Genomic DNA, 14,816 nt, shown 5'->3' on the forward strand with positions numbered 1-14,816 from the left:
CGCAAACTCCAGCACGGATTTATCCTGAATTGTTGAGGAGAATCATGAAGAAGACCCTGCTATTAACTTTGTGCGGTTTGGCCGCTTTGACTTCGACCGCGTTCGCCGCAGGTAACCCTGTCGGTGGCACCGTTCGACTTGGACTTTTCCGACCTAACGATGGCGATACACGAGACGTCACCGCTGATTCGTGGTTCGGATTTGGCTTGGATTACAAACTCCGAGATGTACAGTTTGGCAATTCGCCAATGAAGTACTCGTACATGATCTCGCTGGACTATTTGAACAAGTCTGCTGACTTCGGTTCATTGTCGGGCGACATGCGCACCATGCCGATCCTGTTCAACGTAGTCGCTTCAATGGATAACGGCTTCTACTACATGGCCGGCGCCGGTGTCGCGTTTACGCGATTCTCGGGCTTGGTACTCACTGCTCCAGAAGCAAGAGGAACATCCTCGGTTGTCACCGAAAATCGAACCAAGTTCGCTTACCAAGTTGGCGTTGGCTACAACCTTCCTGGTCAAACTCCACTCAGCATTGACTTGCGATACATGGGCAACGGAGACAAGGAACTCAGCGGTTTTGGCCTGTTCCTCGGCTACAAGTTCTAATCTAAGAACGACCTATCAAGTTCAAAAAGCCCGGCAGTAATGCCGGGCTTTTTGTCAATTATTCCTGCTGTTGGCATAAATGCTAGGGTGCTCGCCTTCCGAAATCTGGAACCCCCTGTGTAGGGACAAGGATTGTGGAAATGGCGGGAAAACAGTTGAAGGTAGTAAAACTTCTGGAGCCGGAACTCTGCTTAGAATGTCGATTTGGGCACAAAGCTCAAGTCGAAATGAGCGATGGCCGAATGCAAACCATGGTGTATTGCAAGCGACTCGACTGCGACAACTGGGACTATTCCAGCGCCGAACCCGCAAAAAACGTCGAGATTTCTGAAGAAGACGCTGCATAAGCCAATCAAGATGTCGGGGTATCCTGACACCCTATGCTCTTCGGACGCGGAAGATCCTCCGAACTCGATGGCGCTTTTGTGCAGTGTTCTGGTTGCAAAAAGACGCTATTCCGCCGCGAATTCGAAGAGAATTTATGGGTCTGTCCCCAATGCGGCCACCATCATCGCCTGACCCATCAACAGCGAATTGAAATCACCTTTGACGAAGGTAGCTTCGTTGAACAAGATTCTGAACTCCAGAGCCTAGATCCACTTCAATTTCCAGATTATCGCGACAAGCTCGAAGGCGCGATGAAGAAGACTGGGATCAATGACAGCATCATCTGCGGAATGGCCACCATCGACGGCCGAAAGGTCAGCGCGGCTGTTGCAGATTTTCACTTCATGGGCGGTTCCATGGGGAGCGTTGCAGGTGAGAAGATCACCCGCACCCTAGAGCGAGCCGCTGACCAAAAAGTGCCTGCAGTGATCTTTTGCGCCTCAGGTGGAGCGCGCATGCAAGAAGGCTTGCTCAGTTTGATGCAGATGGCAAAGACCACTGCCGCAGTTGGGCGGTGTCGATCTGCCGGAGTACCGTTTATCGCCGTCTTTACTGATCCCACCATGGCAGGTGTGTTGGCGTCTTACGCTAGCGTAGCGGACATCATCATTGCCGAGCCTCGCGCCCAAGTTGGATTCGCCGGGGCACGTGTCAGCGCCCAGGCCCAAGTGAGTAAGGTGCCGGATGATTTTCAGAAGGCGGAATTCGTGCTGAGAAGCGGCATGATCGACAAGATCGTCGAGCGACGGATTCTCAAGAGCACTTTGGGCACGCTAGTCAAGATCTTCTCGGAGGCGGTGAACTAATGGCAAAAAGTTGGAAAGAATGGGAGAAGCCCCTTCTCGAAATCGACGAAGCTTTGGCCAAAGCCAAGGAGATCGCAAAAAACTGCGCCGCTGAAGAGCGCGCAGCGGCTGAAGAACGAATCGCTTACTACGAGCAACGCCGAGACAACATCATCAAAGTGATGTACAGCAGGCTCGGTGCATGGGAGAAAGTTCTCGTCGCCAGAGCTGAGCCTCGGCCCTATGCACTCGACTACATTGGCGGAATTTGCACCGACTTCGTGGAACTCGGCGGCGATCGCCGAATTGGGGATGACCATGCCGTCGTGGGTGGTCCGGCGATGTTTAACGGTCGCCCCGTGATGATTTTGGGCCAACAAAAGGGCCGCAACATTCAGGATCGGCAGTATCGAAATTTCGCAATGGCCAAGCCTGAAGGGTATCGAAAGGCGATCCGGCTGATGGAGATGGCCAATCGGTGCAAAATGCCGGTTCTCTCGTTTGTTGATACTCCCGCAGCGGACCCTGGTGTCGAAAGCGAATCGCGCGGCATCAGCGAAGCGATTGCCGCCAGCATCCTCGCCATGTTCGACCTGGAAGTTCCAAGCATCGCCGTGATCATCGGTGAAGGCGGTTCCGGTGGCGCGATCGGGCTTGCTGCGGCCAGCAAAGTATTGATGCAAGAGCATGCCGTGTATTCCGTCATCCCGCCAGAAGGTTGCGCCGCAATCCTTTGGCGACAGCCCGCAGAGGGTGCTAAAGCCGCCGCAGCGCTACGCCTTACAGCACAGAACGCATTGGAATGGGGACTGATTGACGGCATCATCAACGAGCCGTTCGGTGCTGCTCACCGAGACTGGAATGAAGCGATGTCTAACGTCAAAACCGCAGTGCAAGATGCGTTTTTGAGCCTAGAAGGACTGAGCGGAGACCAGATCAAAGCGCAGCGATACGAAAAGTTTAGAAAGATGGGCCAATTTGTTGATGGGCTCGTTGGCACAAACTAAGCGATTTTTCGGTTCAAACTCTCGTCTGAATAGCAGGGGATTGGTATACTCGACTCAATTGCGCGCATGTCTTCAACGGCGCAGACGCCGCGACGCAACGTAGGATTTTGTAAACCAAGATCTATTCAAGGAGAAGACTTCGCGTGGCGAAACCAGCGCATATCAACAAGCAGGAATCCCCTGCAAACCTCGAAAAATACTACCGACAGATGCTCGAAATCCGAGCATTCGAAACTCGGTGCAACCAGATTTATCGTTCGGGCAAGGCCGGCGGCTACCTCCACGTCTACATCGGCATGGAAGCTCTTGCTGTGGGTTGGATCAACAGCATCAAAGTCGGCTACGACTATGTGATCACCGCCTACCGAGACCACGCCCAGCCATTGCTCATGGGTAGCGATCCAGTGAAACTGTTCGCCGAGATCATGGGCCGCAAGGATGGCTACAGCCAAGGCAAGGGCGGTTCGATGCACATCTATGATCTAGAACGAAACTTCTTTGGCGGATGGGGCATTGTCGGGGGCCACACCCCTCTCGGCGCCGGACTAGCCTTCGCGGCAAAGTATCGCAAAGAAGATCGGGTAACGATTTGCTACCTCGGCGACGGTGCCTCAAACGCGGGCGTGTTCTTTGAAACTTTGAACATGGCGGCTCTTTGGAACCTGCCTGTGATCTTCATCATCGAGAACAACGAATTCGCGATGGGTACTCGGTTGGAATACCACGCCGCAGATACCGAACTGTACAAGCGCGGTTTGCCGTTCGGCATCAAGAGCGAGCGAGTAGACGGTATGGATGTTCTCCAAGCCAAAGAAGATGCCCAGCGCATCGTGGATTGGGTCCGAACCAACCAAAAGCCATACATCGTTGAGATCATGAGCTACCGATTTGCAGGTCACGGCGCGGCGGACAACGATCGCCAGCTCTACCGAACTCGGGAAGAAGAGATCGAGAACGAAAAGCGCGACCCGATCGCCAGACTCGAGAAGTTCATGAAGTCGAACAACATCATGACGGAAGAGAAGATGGAAGCCATCCGAGAGGAGATCGAGGATTGGGCAGACGCCAAGCTCGAAGAGGCCGACAAATCGCCGTTCCCAGATGTCCAAGACGTCTACGACCACGTTTACACCGACATGGAACCGGAGAAGGGCCACTAAGACAATGCCAATTCAAGAAATGACTTATCGTGACGCTCTGCGTCAATGCATCATCGAAGAAATGGATGCCGATCCTGAAGTGTTCGTCATGGGCGAAGACATCGGGCGATATCAAGGCACCTTCCGCGTGACCCAAGGATTGTTCGAAAAATACGGCGGAGATCGAATCATCGATACTCCGATCGTTGAACCTGGTTTCACCGGTATTGCCATTGGTGCGGCGATGACTGGGCTTCGTCCAATTGTCGAAATGATGACGATGTCGTTCAGCATCCTTGCTCTCGACCAGATCATCAACCACGCTGCAAAGATTCACTATATGACCGGCGGTCAGGCCAGTGTGCCTCTCGTCGTTCGTGGTCCTGGCGGCGCCGCTAATCAGCTCAGTGCTCAACACAGCCACTCGATCGAGGGATGGTATGCGCACGTTCCAGGCTTGAAGGTCGTGGCACCAGCAACGGCAGAAGACGCCTACGGAATGCTCCGAACTGCGATTCGCGACAACAACCCAGTGATCTTCACCGAAAACCCGGGTCTGTATAGCATCAAGGGAGAAGTGAACATTGGCGAAGGTGTCTCCGTTCTGTTCGGCAAGGCGCGAATCGCCCGCGAGGGTACCGACATCACTTTGGTGGCCTATAGCCGAATGGTGCATGTTTCACTCGCTGCGGCAGAAAAGCTGGCCGAAGAAGGCATTTCCTGCGAAGTTGTAGATGTCCGATCTCTGCTTCCACTGGATACCGAAACGATCTTCAATAGCGTTCGAAAGACACATCGAGCAGCCGTTGTCTATGAAGATTGGAAGAGCGGTGGATTCGGCTCTGAGATCGCAAGCAGGATCAACGAAAACTGCTTCGATGATCTCGATGCGCCGGTTGGACGTGTCGGAGGACTCAATGTCCCGATGCCGTACACTCGAAACCTCGAGCTGGAGTGCATTCCGAACGATTCCGACGTGATTGACGCGATTCGTAAGCTAATCTAACACTAGAATTAGCCAATAGTAACAAATCCCTTCAGAAATTCTGGAGGGATTTGTTCATTTACCACTACCGAAATGGCACGATTTCGCATAAAATGATCGTGCAGCGGTGCTATCCATGAGGGATTTTTGTCAGTTATCAGGACCTTGGGCGGGATTCTCGGTTCAGCACCTTTTTCGAATCAACGAGACTATCCAGCTTCGAATCGACCAGACCACAATCGTTGGGACAGGCTCAGACTATGATGGTCACTTCGAACTCTCGGGGGATTATGACGTCAAAACGCAAAAAGTCACGCTGACTCGGCGTTACACGTGGACCACCGAGGTCAGCCAGGAAGGTGTTGGAATTCCATATCATTACGATGGTCATTGGAACGGAGTCATGGTTTCAGGGCGATGGTACGTGCGAAGTAATCCCGAGATGGGCGGCGAATTCGAAATGTGGCCGAACAGTGAGGAGGATCGGAAGTTGCTGATGATCGACTTACTTGAATTGTCTACGCGCGCTTAGCGTTGAAGGGTAGACTGTTGGACTGCCTCAGCCTCGGCTGAGCATCAAAGGAGTCGTCGGCTTTGCAGTCACAGTCGCAAAAAGGTTATCTTTTCTTATTACTCGTCATCGTTCTGGCAGGACTCTCCGGCTGGTTGTTCCAGCGCGAGAAGTTTCTGTACGGGCTAGACGTCCAGGGAGGCATTCGCCTTTCTTACGGAATTCAGTTCGATTCCGATCCAAAGAAGGCGCAAGAGCAGCGCGATAAGCTGCCGCTGATCCGCCGTAACTTGGTTCGAATTCTACAAAACCGATCCTCTGGCGCGTTGGGCGTTGCCGAGCCGAGCGTTCAAGCTAAAGGTGAGACTGAATTCATCGTCGAGATTCCAGGCTTTAAGAATCTCGAAGAAGCACGGCAAGTGCTGGGTTCTACCGCGAAACTCGAAGCCTATCACGCGACGACTGTGGTTTCTAGAAGTGCGAGCTATCGAACGTACACTGCTGGCGGAATCAAGAAGGGCGAAGACGGCAACTACTACGAAGTCTTCATCGACAAGAACAACCCGAGTAAGGAAGTCGTCCCTTCGGATCCTGCCTACCGGCAAATGATTGCCGGCTGGACGAAGATTCTGGATGGCGACGAGCTTGCTCAAGCCTCTATTCAAAACTTGAATAGCGGTCAGGCGATTCCGACTTTCAAGTTTAGTGAGTCTGGCGCACGCAAGATGGGGGCATGGTCTCGATCGGTGATGAACCGTGGTGAGAGCCTCGCATTCGTTCTTGACGGTCGCGTGATCAGCATCGCACCATTGAAGGATGGCGCTGTGCTTGAAGGCGATGCCGTCATCGAGGGTCAATTCGAACCCGCCTACGTTCGTAACTTGGTTGAGCTGTTGAATGCTGGTGCGCTTCCAGTTCAGCTCGTCGAAACAAGTTCGATGACGGTGGACCCAACGATCGGTAGCAAGGCACTCACACAGATGGTCACCGCCGGTGCCGTGAGCTTTGCCGTGATCGGCCTGTTCTTGCTGGTGTACTACATCTTCCCAGGATTTGTGGCCTTGGTGGCGTTGTTGCTGTACATGCTGTTCACCCTGACGGTGCTCAAGCTGACCAACGCAACCTTCTCGCTCGCCGCGATTGCTGGCTTTATCCTTTCGGTTGGTATGGCGGTTGACGCCAACATCCTCGTTTTTGAACGGGTGAAGGAAGAAATGCGGGACGGCCGATCGCTCATGACGGCGGTCGAACTCGGATTCAAACGCGCCTTCCCGGCGATTTTGGACTCGAACGCTTGTACGATTCTCACCTCGATTACACTCAGCATTTTCGGCACGGGACCTGTTAAAGGTTTTGCCAGCACGCTGATCATCGGTGTGGCGATTTCGATGTTTACCGCCGTTGTGATCACTCGGTCGCTGCTCGTCTTCTTGGTCGGTTCCGGCATCGGAAACAATCCGAAGCTGTTCGGCTTGGAGCGATCCTGGTTCGGCGAAAAGTACGAGCTGACCGCTGACGAGAATCCTTGGCCGATCATGAAGGGGACCAAGAAGTGGTTCTTGATTTCCTTGGTCACGATCATCCCAGGTCTCATTTGCGTGGGCATGGGCGGCATCAAGCCAAACGTGGAATTCAGCGGTGGCGCTGAAGCTGTGTTCATCCTGCCTGCGAACAGCACGGCAACTTCCGCTTCGATCACAAAGTCATTTGAGACCAATGGATTCCCAGGAAGTGTTGTCAAGATCGCTTCGGACGGAACAAATAAGCTCGCATATGCGACCATTCCGCCGCACAAGGGCGTCGATCTGAATTCTGAGGGAATCCGCGAAGAGGTTGGCAAGGCTTCCGGCCTAAATGCCGTTCCTTCGAACTTCTCTACCGTTGGTCCGACCGTTGCGCAAGAGACGATTGATAACGCCGTGAAAGGTGTTGTGATCAGCTCGCTGCTGATCGTCTTCTACCTGGCGGCACGATTTGGTGTTGCGCTTGGTGGATTAAAGAACGGTCTCAAGTTTGGCCTTTCCGCTATCGGTGCCTTGGTCCACGACGTTCTGTTTGTGGTCGGTGTGGCTGGCGCGGTTGGTTCGATCTGGGGCTGGGAAGTCAGCGCGCTGTTTATCACGGCGATGCTCACTGTCATCGGTTTCTCGGTTCACGATACGATCGTGATCTTCGACCGAATTCGTGAAAACCTCCACCGTCCACAACCAGGCGAAACGTTCGAGCACCTTTGTGACCGATCGGTCACTCGGTCGTTCGCACGGTCGCTGAACACCTCGATGACGGTGATCGCGACTCTCGCGATCTTGGTTGCTTTTGGAACTGCGACGCCTGATCTCAAGTTCTTCTGCGTCACGATGCTTGCTGGAATTCTGTCTGGAACGTACTCGTCGATCTTCAATGCGACGCCAATTCTGTGGCTCTGGGATAAATCGACCGTGCGACGAAAGGGTGAGACCGCTGGATTCATCGGCGCCGCTGTTCAAGATCAAGCACGCATCCGAGCGATTCAGAACGCAGCTGTGGCAGAGACTGCCGCTGGCAACTATGGCACCGTGAAGCGACGCGACCGCGTCCGAGATCGAGCCCGAAAGGATATTGACTAATAAAGGTCAGTAGAAAAAAAAAGAACTCCCCACGGAAATCGAGGGGAGTTCTTTTTTTACAGGGTCATCGTGACTTTACTGAGGAACCTTGGATCGTCAGGGTTTAGTCCTCGAGCGCGAGCCGCGAGTAACGCGATCCATTGCCCAAAGAAGATTTCGGCAATTGGGGAATCTGCGGCATCCGAATACTCCGGAGCGCTGACCACCAAGCACCCTTGTGCTTCGATGTCCTCTGGCCGGGGACCAAAGACCAAAGCGCAAGTGCCGTGACCCGCAAGAGCTTTGGGCCCGTGCTGGAAGTCCGCCGTCGAATAACTCTTGCAAGGCAACAGCGCACACTCCATGAGTTTCAGGGCGGTTTCTTGCGCAGTGCTGAAGTTGTATCCGCGGGCCAGAGAGAATAGGATCGTGGATCGGAGCACCGGTCCGAGCGCTTCTTGGGCAGCCTCGCGAGTCAAGTTCGCCCAACTGCTTGAGGGAAGGTTCGGCGCAGGAAGGTCTGCCCCCAGAGCGCGTACAAGCTGGTACATCGCCAGAAGGGAAGAAGAATACGTTTTGGTCGCGGCAACGGCTTGCTCTGTTCCGGCTTCAAGGAGAAGGCAGTGCTCCGCTTCTTCGTGCATCCTTGATCCGGCGGTGTTCGTGATGGCTAAAGTCGAATGCCCCTGCGCCTTCATCCTGGCGAGAACCTCGGCCACATCTGGTGCAGCCCCGGATTGAGAAATACCGATCGCCAGACATTTCGGATACTTGATGTCACTCTTGTAGCGCGTCAGTGTGGATGGTGCGGCAAGCACGACTGGAATTCGAAGGTGAATCTCGATCAGGTACCGGGCATAGAGTGCGGCGTTGTCGCTAGAACCCCGCGCGGCAATCAGCACCATCTCGTACTTTTGTCCGCCAACCATCGATGAAAGCTGGTCAAGGTAACCGGAAGATCGCGACGCGAGCAAATCAGGTTGCGACAAGATCTCAGATTCCATCAGGTTGCCAAGTTGCATAGGTTCATTTTAGCGGCAAGCGGTATGCTGTTGCCATGATCCCTGCCGACGTATTTGCCAGTTTGGCCCAGACGGCGGCGCAGGCAAAGACTCAAACCATCGCCCTGGAACTGCTTGTCAACGCGGCGATGAAGCTCACCGATAGTCGAAATGCGCTTCTAGCGGTTGTCGATGAAGATGAAGGTTGGGTCGAACTGCGGCATGGTTGTGGAAGCGATTGGTCCGACAACTTGAACGCGCTGCGGTTCCAGCCCAGTGAGACCAACAGCTTAGGAATCGTGGGCGCGGTCGCGATGCTGGGCGAATCGGTGCGGCTTGGTGATGTGGACAAAGACCCGCGTTACCGAGAGCTCTTCTCGAATTCGCAGAGTGAAGTCGCCGTCCCCGTCAAGGATCGACACGGCCGGATTGTCGCTGTTCTCAATGTCGAGAGTGATCGCAAGAATCACTACACCGCGCTCCATCAAAAGATGGCAGAAGGTGTGGCGCATCTCGCGTCGGTGATCTTCGATAGGGAAGAGCGGGAGCGAAGGGAACAGGCGCTCATGCAGATTGGTAACGCACTGGACCGAGCCGATACCGAAGAGAGCCTTATTTCTCAGATTTTGGATGTCGCTGAGGAAGTGCTCAACTTCCACTCATTCACCGTTTTTCTACTCGACCGAGATCGAGACGAATACATTTTGAAGGGAGCGACTGGGTCGCTTCGCGCGAAAGTCGGAGAGGCGAGCTATCGCGCTGGAGAAGGGCTAACCGGATGGGTCTGCCAAACCGGAGAGAGTTTGCTTCTCAACAAGCCGCAGTCTGATCCACGGTGGGTGGGGAAGTTCACCGAGATTCCGAGCGATCAAGTAGCGAGCTATCTGGCCGTACCGATCATGTTGCGCGGGATTCCAATCGGCGCGCTCCGTCTGTTGCGCGGCAAGAATGACAACCCCTTGGTGGACATGCGGTTCACCGACGATGATCTGCGTTTGTTGGAATCAATATCGGACCAAACCGCTGCAGGGCTCGACCGGATTGGTTCGATTCGCCGCACGATCAAGGTGGAGCGCATGGCGGCTTGGGGTGAGATGAGCGCTAAGAGCAGCCACATGATCGGCAACCGGATGTTTGCGCTCAAGGGAGAAGTCAATGAACTTGGCTTTCTGCTGAAAGAGAGTTCGCCGGACCTTCATTCTATTGCAGAAATTCATCGCAATCTGGAGATTCAGGTTCTTCGAATCGATGAGCTGCTACAGGAGTTTCGTGACTACGTGTCTGCGTCGCAAGTCTCACTCGTCCGAGCAGATTTGAACTTTGTGGTCAAAGAAAGCGTGACGGAAGTCTTTCCGAAGCGGTCGGAAGTGGAGCTGCAGATGGAGCTCAGCGAAGACATTCCAGAAGTCGAACTTGACGTTCGAAAGTTCCGAAGATCGGTCAGCGAACTCGTGGAAAATGCATTGAGCTACATTTCGTCGGGAAATCTGACGGTGCGAACGAGGCTCGCGACGAAGGACGACATACAAATATCCCGGATGGTCCCCCACGTCCAATACGCGGTGATCGAGGTTGAGGACACCGGCCCCGGAGTGCCGGAGTCGCAAAAAGATGTAATTTTTCAGCCGTTTTTCAGCAGTCGTGTTAAGGGAATGGGACTCGGCCTTTCGATCGTCAAGGGCATCGCAGAGGCGCATGGAGGTACCGTAGTAGAACGCGGAGTCGAGGGCAAGGGTGCCAAGTTCGTGATGCTGGTGCCCGTTGCCAATCGTCCGTAATCCAGAGCTATGATCAGCACTTTGATTTCTTTGTTGGCGATGAGTCCTGCGCCGGTGGTCGCTGACACCAAGACCTATATCAGCCAGCCGCACGGCGTCTCGATGGAAGTTCCGACGAACTGGAAGATATCGAAGGACAAAGTGAAGCAGCGGTTCACCATGCCGAGCGGAGCTTACGTAGACGTCTTTGAAACCAACTTCCAAAAGACAGGAGATGAATGGCAAGGGCTTCAAAAGCAAGTCAACGAAGATATGAAGCGGACCGTCGATCGCCAATGGGATGAAGAAATCTTGGGCGTGCCGCTATTGATGACTTCTGTGCTGTATTCGGACCGGAAGTTGGGCGATCAAGGCTTGTTGATCGGAATTCTCTTCAGCAACACGGCGAACAAGTTTCATTTCCGGCTTCAATCGCCTCGACCCGCGTTCAGCGATTCAGAAGCGGCCTGGCGTGGAGTTCTAGCCACGATGCGACCCGTCGACGGCGTTTTGCCCACTCCAGAGGATGGGATTACCAACGCCCCGATCAAACCAGCTGATCGACCCGTTGTCACTCAAGCCGTGAGCTTGGCGCCGACCGGACCAAAAACCAATGCGCTTGGCCCGGTCAAGGTTCCGTTTTCTGCGGCCAATCGGCCCGGCGTACTTCGACTGCCAAAGGGCTGGGATGTTGCTGGTACTGGACCGTTTACCGTCAAGCACCAAAAAATGGGATTCGAATTCAAGCTAGAAGTTTTCAGCTCGCTCGACAGCCCAATCCCCGGAGTCGCGCTGATGAAGATGGTGGATTCTGACCTCGACAAACTTTCTCAAGTGGAGATGCGCGAGAACATCGGACCAAAGGCGAACGCGATTGGAATCCAAACAATTGCGATCTTCCGAACAGGTGCGGTTAGTGGAAACGCGATCATGCAGTTCTACGGCGCAGCGGATGGAGCGGCCAACTACTACATTTTGTCCGGAACCTACGGCGACAAATCAAAATTCAAGGCGGTTAAGAAGGAGTTGCTGACCTTCATCAACGCCACCGGGTTTGAACCCGAACCGAAATGATCTGTTGCGTCAGCACTTCGAGCCCATTGGTCAGCGCCGCAGTTTTCAATGGCGAGGGCTTGGTGTCCGAAGCAAGTGTATACGCCCCACGAAATGCTAGCGGCCAGTTGATCAAGTTGCTTGAACAGCTTGAAGTTGATTTGGATCGTGTAGAAACTTTTGTGGCGGACATCGGGCCCGGATCTTTCAGCGGCACCCGAGTCGGAGTGATGATGGCGAAAACTTGGGCCTGGACAACCGGCGCAAAAATCGGCGGAATCCTGAGTTTTGATCTGATGGCGGCTGACGGTGTTGCTAGCGTTCCGTTCAAGAAAGATCGTTGGCTCGTCCGCACATCATCGGGCGACATCGTGGAATCAGACTCACTCGAAGGTTGCGGGTACACCAGCCTCGACCCTGATGGTGGCACCTTTCCAAAAGCGGCGAACCTGACCCAGGTTTTCGACCGAATCAAGTGGGCGACCGCTGTTGACCTCGTACCAGAATACGTTTTGCTCCCGAGTATCAGCCGACCCAAAAAGGTGAGCGGGGGTCTCAAGCCGTGAGTCCCGTACGTGAATCCGTTTGTCTCGCACCGTTCTGCACTCTCCGCACGGGTGGCAATGCCGATCGATTTGTGCGCGTGCACACGATGCCAGATCTGATCGAAGCGGTCAATGAGGGGCTTGCTTCTGACCAGCCGATGCGCGTGATGGGACGCGGGAGCAACATGCTCCCCGCAGATGAGGGCGTGCCCGGACTCGTGATCTTGAACAGCGTTCAGACGATGAAGTTTGGGGAGAGTGGAGAAGTTGAGTGTTCCACAGGGGTCGATTTTCAAGACCTGTTTTTGGCCACTGCACAACGCGGTCTAGGCGGACTGGAATTCGCAGTAGGCATCCCTGGCTCGGTCGGGGGCGCGTTGGTGAGCAATGCTGGAGCGTACCGAAGCAATGTCAGCGAGTTCTTGACCGAGCTAGAAATCCTCGATGAATCTGGCCAGCGATGGGTATCCCCCGATTGGATGGGATTTTCTTATCGAGATTCCAAATTGCGGCAAGACCTCAGCTTGAAGGCAGTCGTTCTCAAAGTGCGCATGAAACTTCCTCGGCGGGAGAAGGCCGCTATCTACAACGAGGCGCGGAATTATCAACGCCAGCGAATTGGGAAGCAGCCGCCTCCCGCGAGTGCAGGTTCATTTTTCAAAAATGTTGTCAATTTTGAACTTGCCCAAAGCATTGAAGGCTTGACCGAGGGCATGCGAACGGCGGGCGTGATTCCGTCCGGTTTCCTGATCGAAGCGGTCGGCATGAAGGGTTACCGGCACGAACGATGTATGTTCAGCAAGAAGCATGCAAACTTCATGTTGAACACAGGCGGCGCAACGTCAACAGCAATTTACGAACTGGCTCAGAAGGCAAAGTCCGCTGTTTTCGAGAAGTTCGGCGTGACCCTCGAAGAAGAAGTTCTCTATGTGGGGCGATGGCCCCATTTGAGTTCTTAGTCGCCTACTTTTGCCCAAGGACTGCTGTAGTTTGGTGGTTCCTTTGTGATGACCACATCGTGCGGATGGCTTTCGAGCAGGCCGGCGTTGGTGATTCGGATAAATGTCGCGGAATCCTGAAGCTCTTTAAGGCTATTTGCACCGCAATACCCCATTCCCGATCGCAAGCCACCCATCATCTGAGCCACCGTTTCGCTCAGAGGGCCCTTGTACGGAACTCGGCCTTCGATACCTTCTGGCACAAGCGCGGCAGGATTATCCTTGATCTGGAAGTAGCGGTCTGAAGACCCCTCTTTCATCGCCGAAATCGAACCCATTCCACGATAAACTTTGTAGGCGCGGTTTCGATAAATTTCGATGTCGCCGGGCGATTCATCGCATCCGGCAAACATGTTGCCCATCATAACGCTCGTTCCGCCGGCGGCCAACGATTTAACCAGATCGCCACTGAATCGAACACCTCCGTCTGCGATGGTTGGAATTCCCAAATCCTTCGCGGCCTTCGCACAATCCTGAACAGCCGTGAATTGGGGAACTCCGATGCCAGCGACGACACGAGTCGTGCAGATCGAACCTGCGCCGATGCCAACCCGAAGTCCATCTGCGCCGAGCTTGGCTAGGTCCTTGACGCCTTGAGCCGTCGCCACCGAACCGGCGATCACCTTGAGCTCAGGAAGCTTGTCTTTGAGCATTTTGAGGCAATTCATCACGCCTGCTGAATGGCCGTGTGCGGCGTCAATCACGATGAAATCGACCCCTGCTTCCAACAGCGCCTTGGCGCGCTCATACGGATCGCGAAGTGCGCCGATCGCCGCACCGACGATCAACCGCCCCTTTTCATCCTTTGTAGCCATCGGATGCCGCTTGACCTTGAGGATGTCTTTGATCGTGATCAGGCCCATCAGATGGCCGTGATCATCAACGATTGGCAGCTTTTCGATTCGGTGTTCGGCGAGGATCGCCTCAGCTTGCTCCAAGGAAGTGCCAACGTGGGTGGTGATCAGCTTCTTCTTGGTCATTCGCTCGCGAATCGGCTTGCTGAAATCGGTTTCAAATCGGATATCGCGATTAGTGAGGATGCCGACCAATCGATTGGCGTTGTTGACAATCGGCACGCCGCTGATGTGGTAGCGATCCATAAGTGCAATCGCTTCAGAAATCGTCTTTTCGGGCGAGAGCTTGATCGGGTTCGTAATAACGCCGTGTTCCGACCGCTTGACCCGATCCACTTCTTCGGCCTGACGGTCGATGGACATATTGCGATGGATTACGCCGACGCCGCCTTCTCGGGCAATGGCGATTGCCAGCCGGCTTTCGGTCACTGTATCCATTGGCGCGCTGACGATTGGAGCGCGCAGGGTGATACCGGGCAAAAATTGGGTTGAAGTATCAACCTCGCTGGGAAGGACTTCGGTCCGGTTGGGAATGAGGAGTACGTCGTCGAAGCTAAGTCCTTCTTTGAAATCCATGTTTGATTATGAGCTTTTGGAG

At 54.1% G+C, this 14,816-nt stretch carries 14 protein-coding genes; 12 read left to right on the forward strand and 2 right to left on the reverse strand.

Annotated elements, in window-relative coordinates:
• Positions 1-44 precede the first annotated feature (44 nt).
• The 8 genes from J0L72_03045 to secD all read left to right on the forward strand — a co-directional run bounded on the left by J0L72_03045 (position 45) and on the right by secD (position 8,031).
• The gene (locus tag J0L72_03045) at positions 45-611 is read left to right on the forward strand and encodes an outer membrane beta-barrel protein (protein ID MBN8689751.1); all 567 of its coding nucleotides are present in this window, start codon (positions 45-47) and stop codon (positions 609-611) included.
• A 155-nt stretch (positions 612-766) separates the two neighbouring features.
• A complete protein-coding gene (locus tag J0L72_03050; GenBank protein ID MBN8689752.1) occupies positions 767-958 on the forward strand; it encodes a hypothetical protein in 192 nt (63 codons plus the stop codon).
• Between the two features lie 33 nt (positions 959-991).
• A complete protein-coding gene (accD, locus tag J0L72_03055; GenBank protein MBN8689753.1) occupies positions 992-1,804 on the forward strand; it encodes an acetyl-CoA carboxylase, carboxyltransferase subunit beta in 813 nt (270 codons plus the stop codon).
• The gene (locus J0L72_03060; GenBank protein MBN8689754.1) at positions 1,804-2,790 is read left to right on the forward strand and encodes an acetyl-CoA carboxylase carboxyltransferase subunit alpha; all 987 of its coding nucleotides are present in this window, start codon (positions 1,804-1,806) and stop codon (positions 2,788-2,790) included. The genes accD and J0L72_03060 overlap by 1 nt, the downstream gene beginning before the upstream one ends.
• Before the next feature lie 143 nt (positions 2,791-2,933).
• Entirely contained in the window at positions 2,934-3,950 is a 1,017-nt protein-coding gene (gene pdhA, locus J0L72_03065; GenBank protein ID MBN8689755.1) for a pyruvate dehydrogenase (acetyl-transferring) E1 component subunit alpha, read from the forward strand.
• A 10-nt stretch (positions 3,951-3,960) separates the two neighbouring features.
• Positions 3,961-4,935, forward strand: a complete 975-nt coding sequence (locus tag J0L72_03070) for an alpha-ketoacid dehydrogenase subunit beta (protein ID MBN8689756.1) — start codon at positions 3,961-3,963, stop codon at positions 4,933-4,935.
• Positions 4,936-5,050: 115 nt separating this feature from the next.
• On the forward strand, positions 5,051-5,446 hold the full coding sequence (locus J0L72_03075) for a hypothetical protein (protein ID MBN8689757.1): 396 nt from the start codon (positions 5,051-5,053) through the stop codon (positions 5,444-5,446).
• A gap of 62 nt (positions 5,447-5,508) precedes the next feature.
• Positions 5,509-8,031, forward strand: a complete 2,523-nt coding sequence (gene secD / locus J0L72_03080) for a protein translocase subunit SecD (protein MBN8689758.1) — start codon at positions 5,509-5,511, stop codon at positions 8,029-8,031.
• A gap of 56 nt (positions 8,032-8,087) precedes the next feature.
• Here the strand turns inward: secD and J0L72_03085 are convergent, their stop codons facing one another.
• Positions 8,088-9,032: an SIS domain-containing protein gene (locus tag J0L72_03085; GenBank protein MBN8689759.1), complete on the reverse strand. Its 945-nt coding sequence runs from the start codon at positions 9,030-9,032 to the stop codon at positions 8,088-8,090.
• A 35-nt stretch (positions 9,033-9,067) separates the two neighbouring features.
• Here J0L72_03085 and J0L72_03090 point away from each other — a divergent pair, with 35 nt between their 5' ends.
• Genes J0L72_03090 through murB form a run of 4 tightly spaced genes read left to right on the forward strand, consistent with a single transcriptional unit; the run spans position 9,068 to position 13,325 of the window.
• On the forward strand, positions 9,068-10,789 hold the full coding sequence (locus J0L72_03090) for a GAF domain-containing protein (GenBank protein ID MBN8689760.1): 1,722 nt from the start codon (positions 9,068-9,070) through the stop codon (positions 10,787-10,789).
• Between the two features lie 9 nt (positions 10,790-10,798).
• Positions 10,799-11,842 carry a hypothetical protein gene (locus tag J0L72_03095; protein MBN8689761.1) on the forward strand — a complete coding sequence of 348 codons (1,044 nt, stop codon included), beginning with the start codon at positions 10,799-10,801 and terminating at the stop codon, positions 11,840-11,842.
• Positions 11,839-12,387, forward strand: a complete 549-nt coding sequence (locus J0L72_03100; protein ID MBN8689762.1) for a hypothetical protein — start codon at positions 11,839-11,841, stop codon at positions 12,385-12,387. Before J0L72_03095 ends, J0L72_03100 begins: the two co-directional genes overlap by 4 nt.
• Complete coding sequence (gene murB, locus J0L72_03105) at positions 12,384-13,325, forward strand: UDP-N-acetylmuramate dehydrogenase (protein ID MBN8689763.1); 942 nt, start codon at positions 12,384-12,386, stop codon at positions 13,323-13,325. Before J0L72_03100 ends, murB begins: the two co-directional genes overlap by 4 nt.
• On the opposite strand, the gene guaB is transcribed toward murB, so the two are convergent.
• Complete coding sequence (gene guaB, locus J0L72_03110; GenBank protein ID MBN8689764.1) at positions 13,322-14,794, reverse strand: IMP dehydrogenase; 1,473 nt, start codon at positions 14,792-14,794, stop codon at positions 13,322-13,324. The two genes, murB and guaB, sit on opposite strands and share 4 nt — an antisense overlap.
• Positions 14,795-14,816 lie beyond the last annotated feature (22 nt).

The sequence above is a fragment of the Armatimonadota bacterium genome, assembly GCA_017303935.1.
Lineage (GTDB): Bacteria > Armatimonadota > Fimbriimonadia > Fimbriimonadales > Fimbriimonadaceae > JAFLBD01.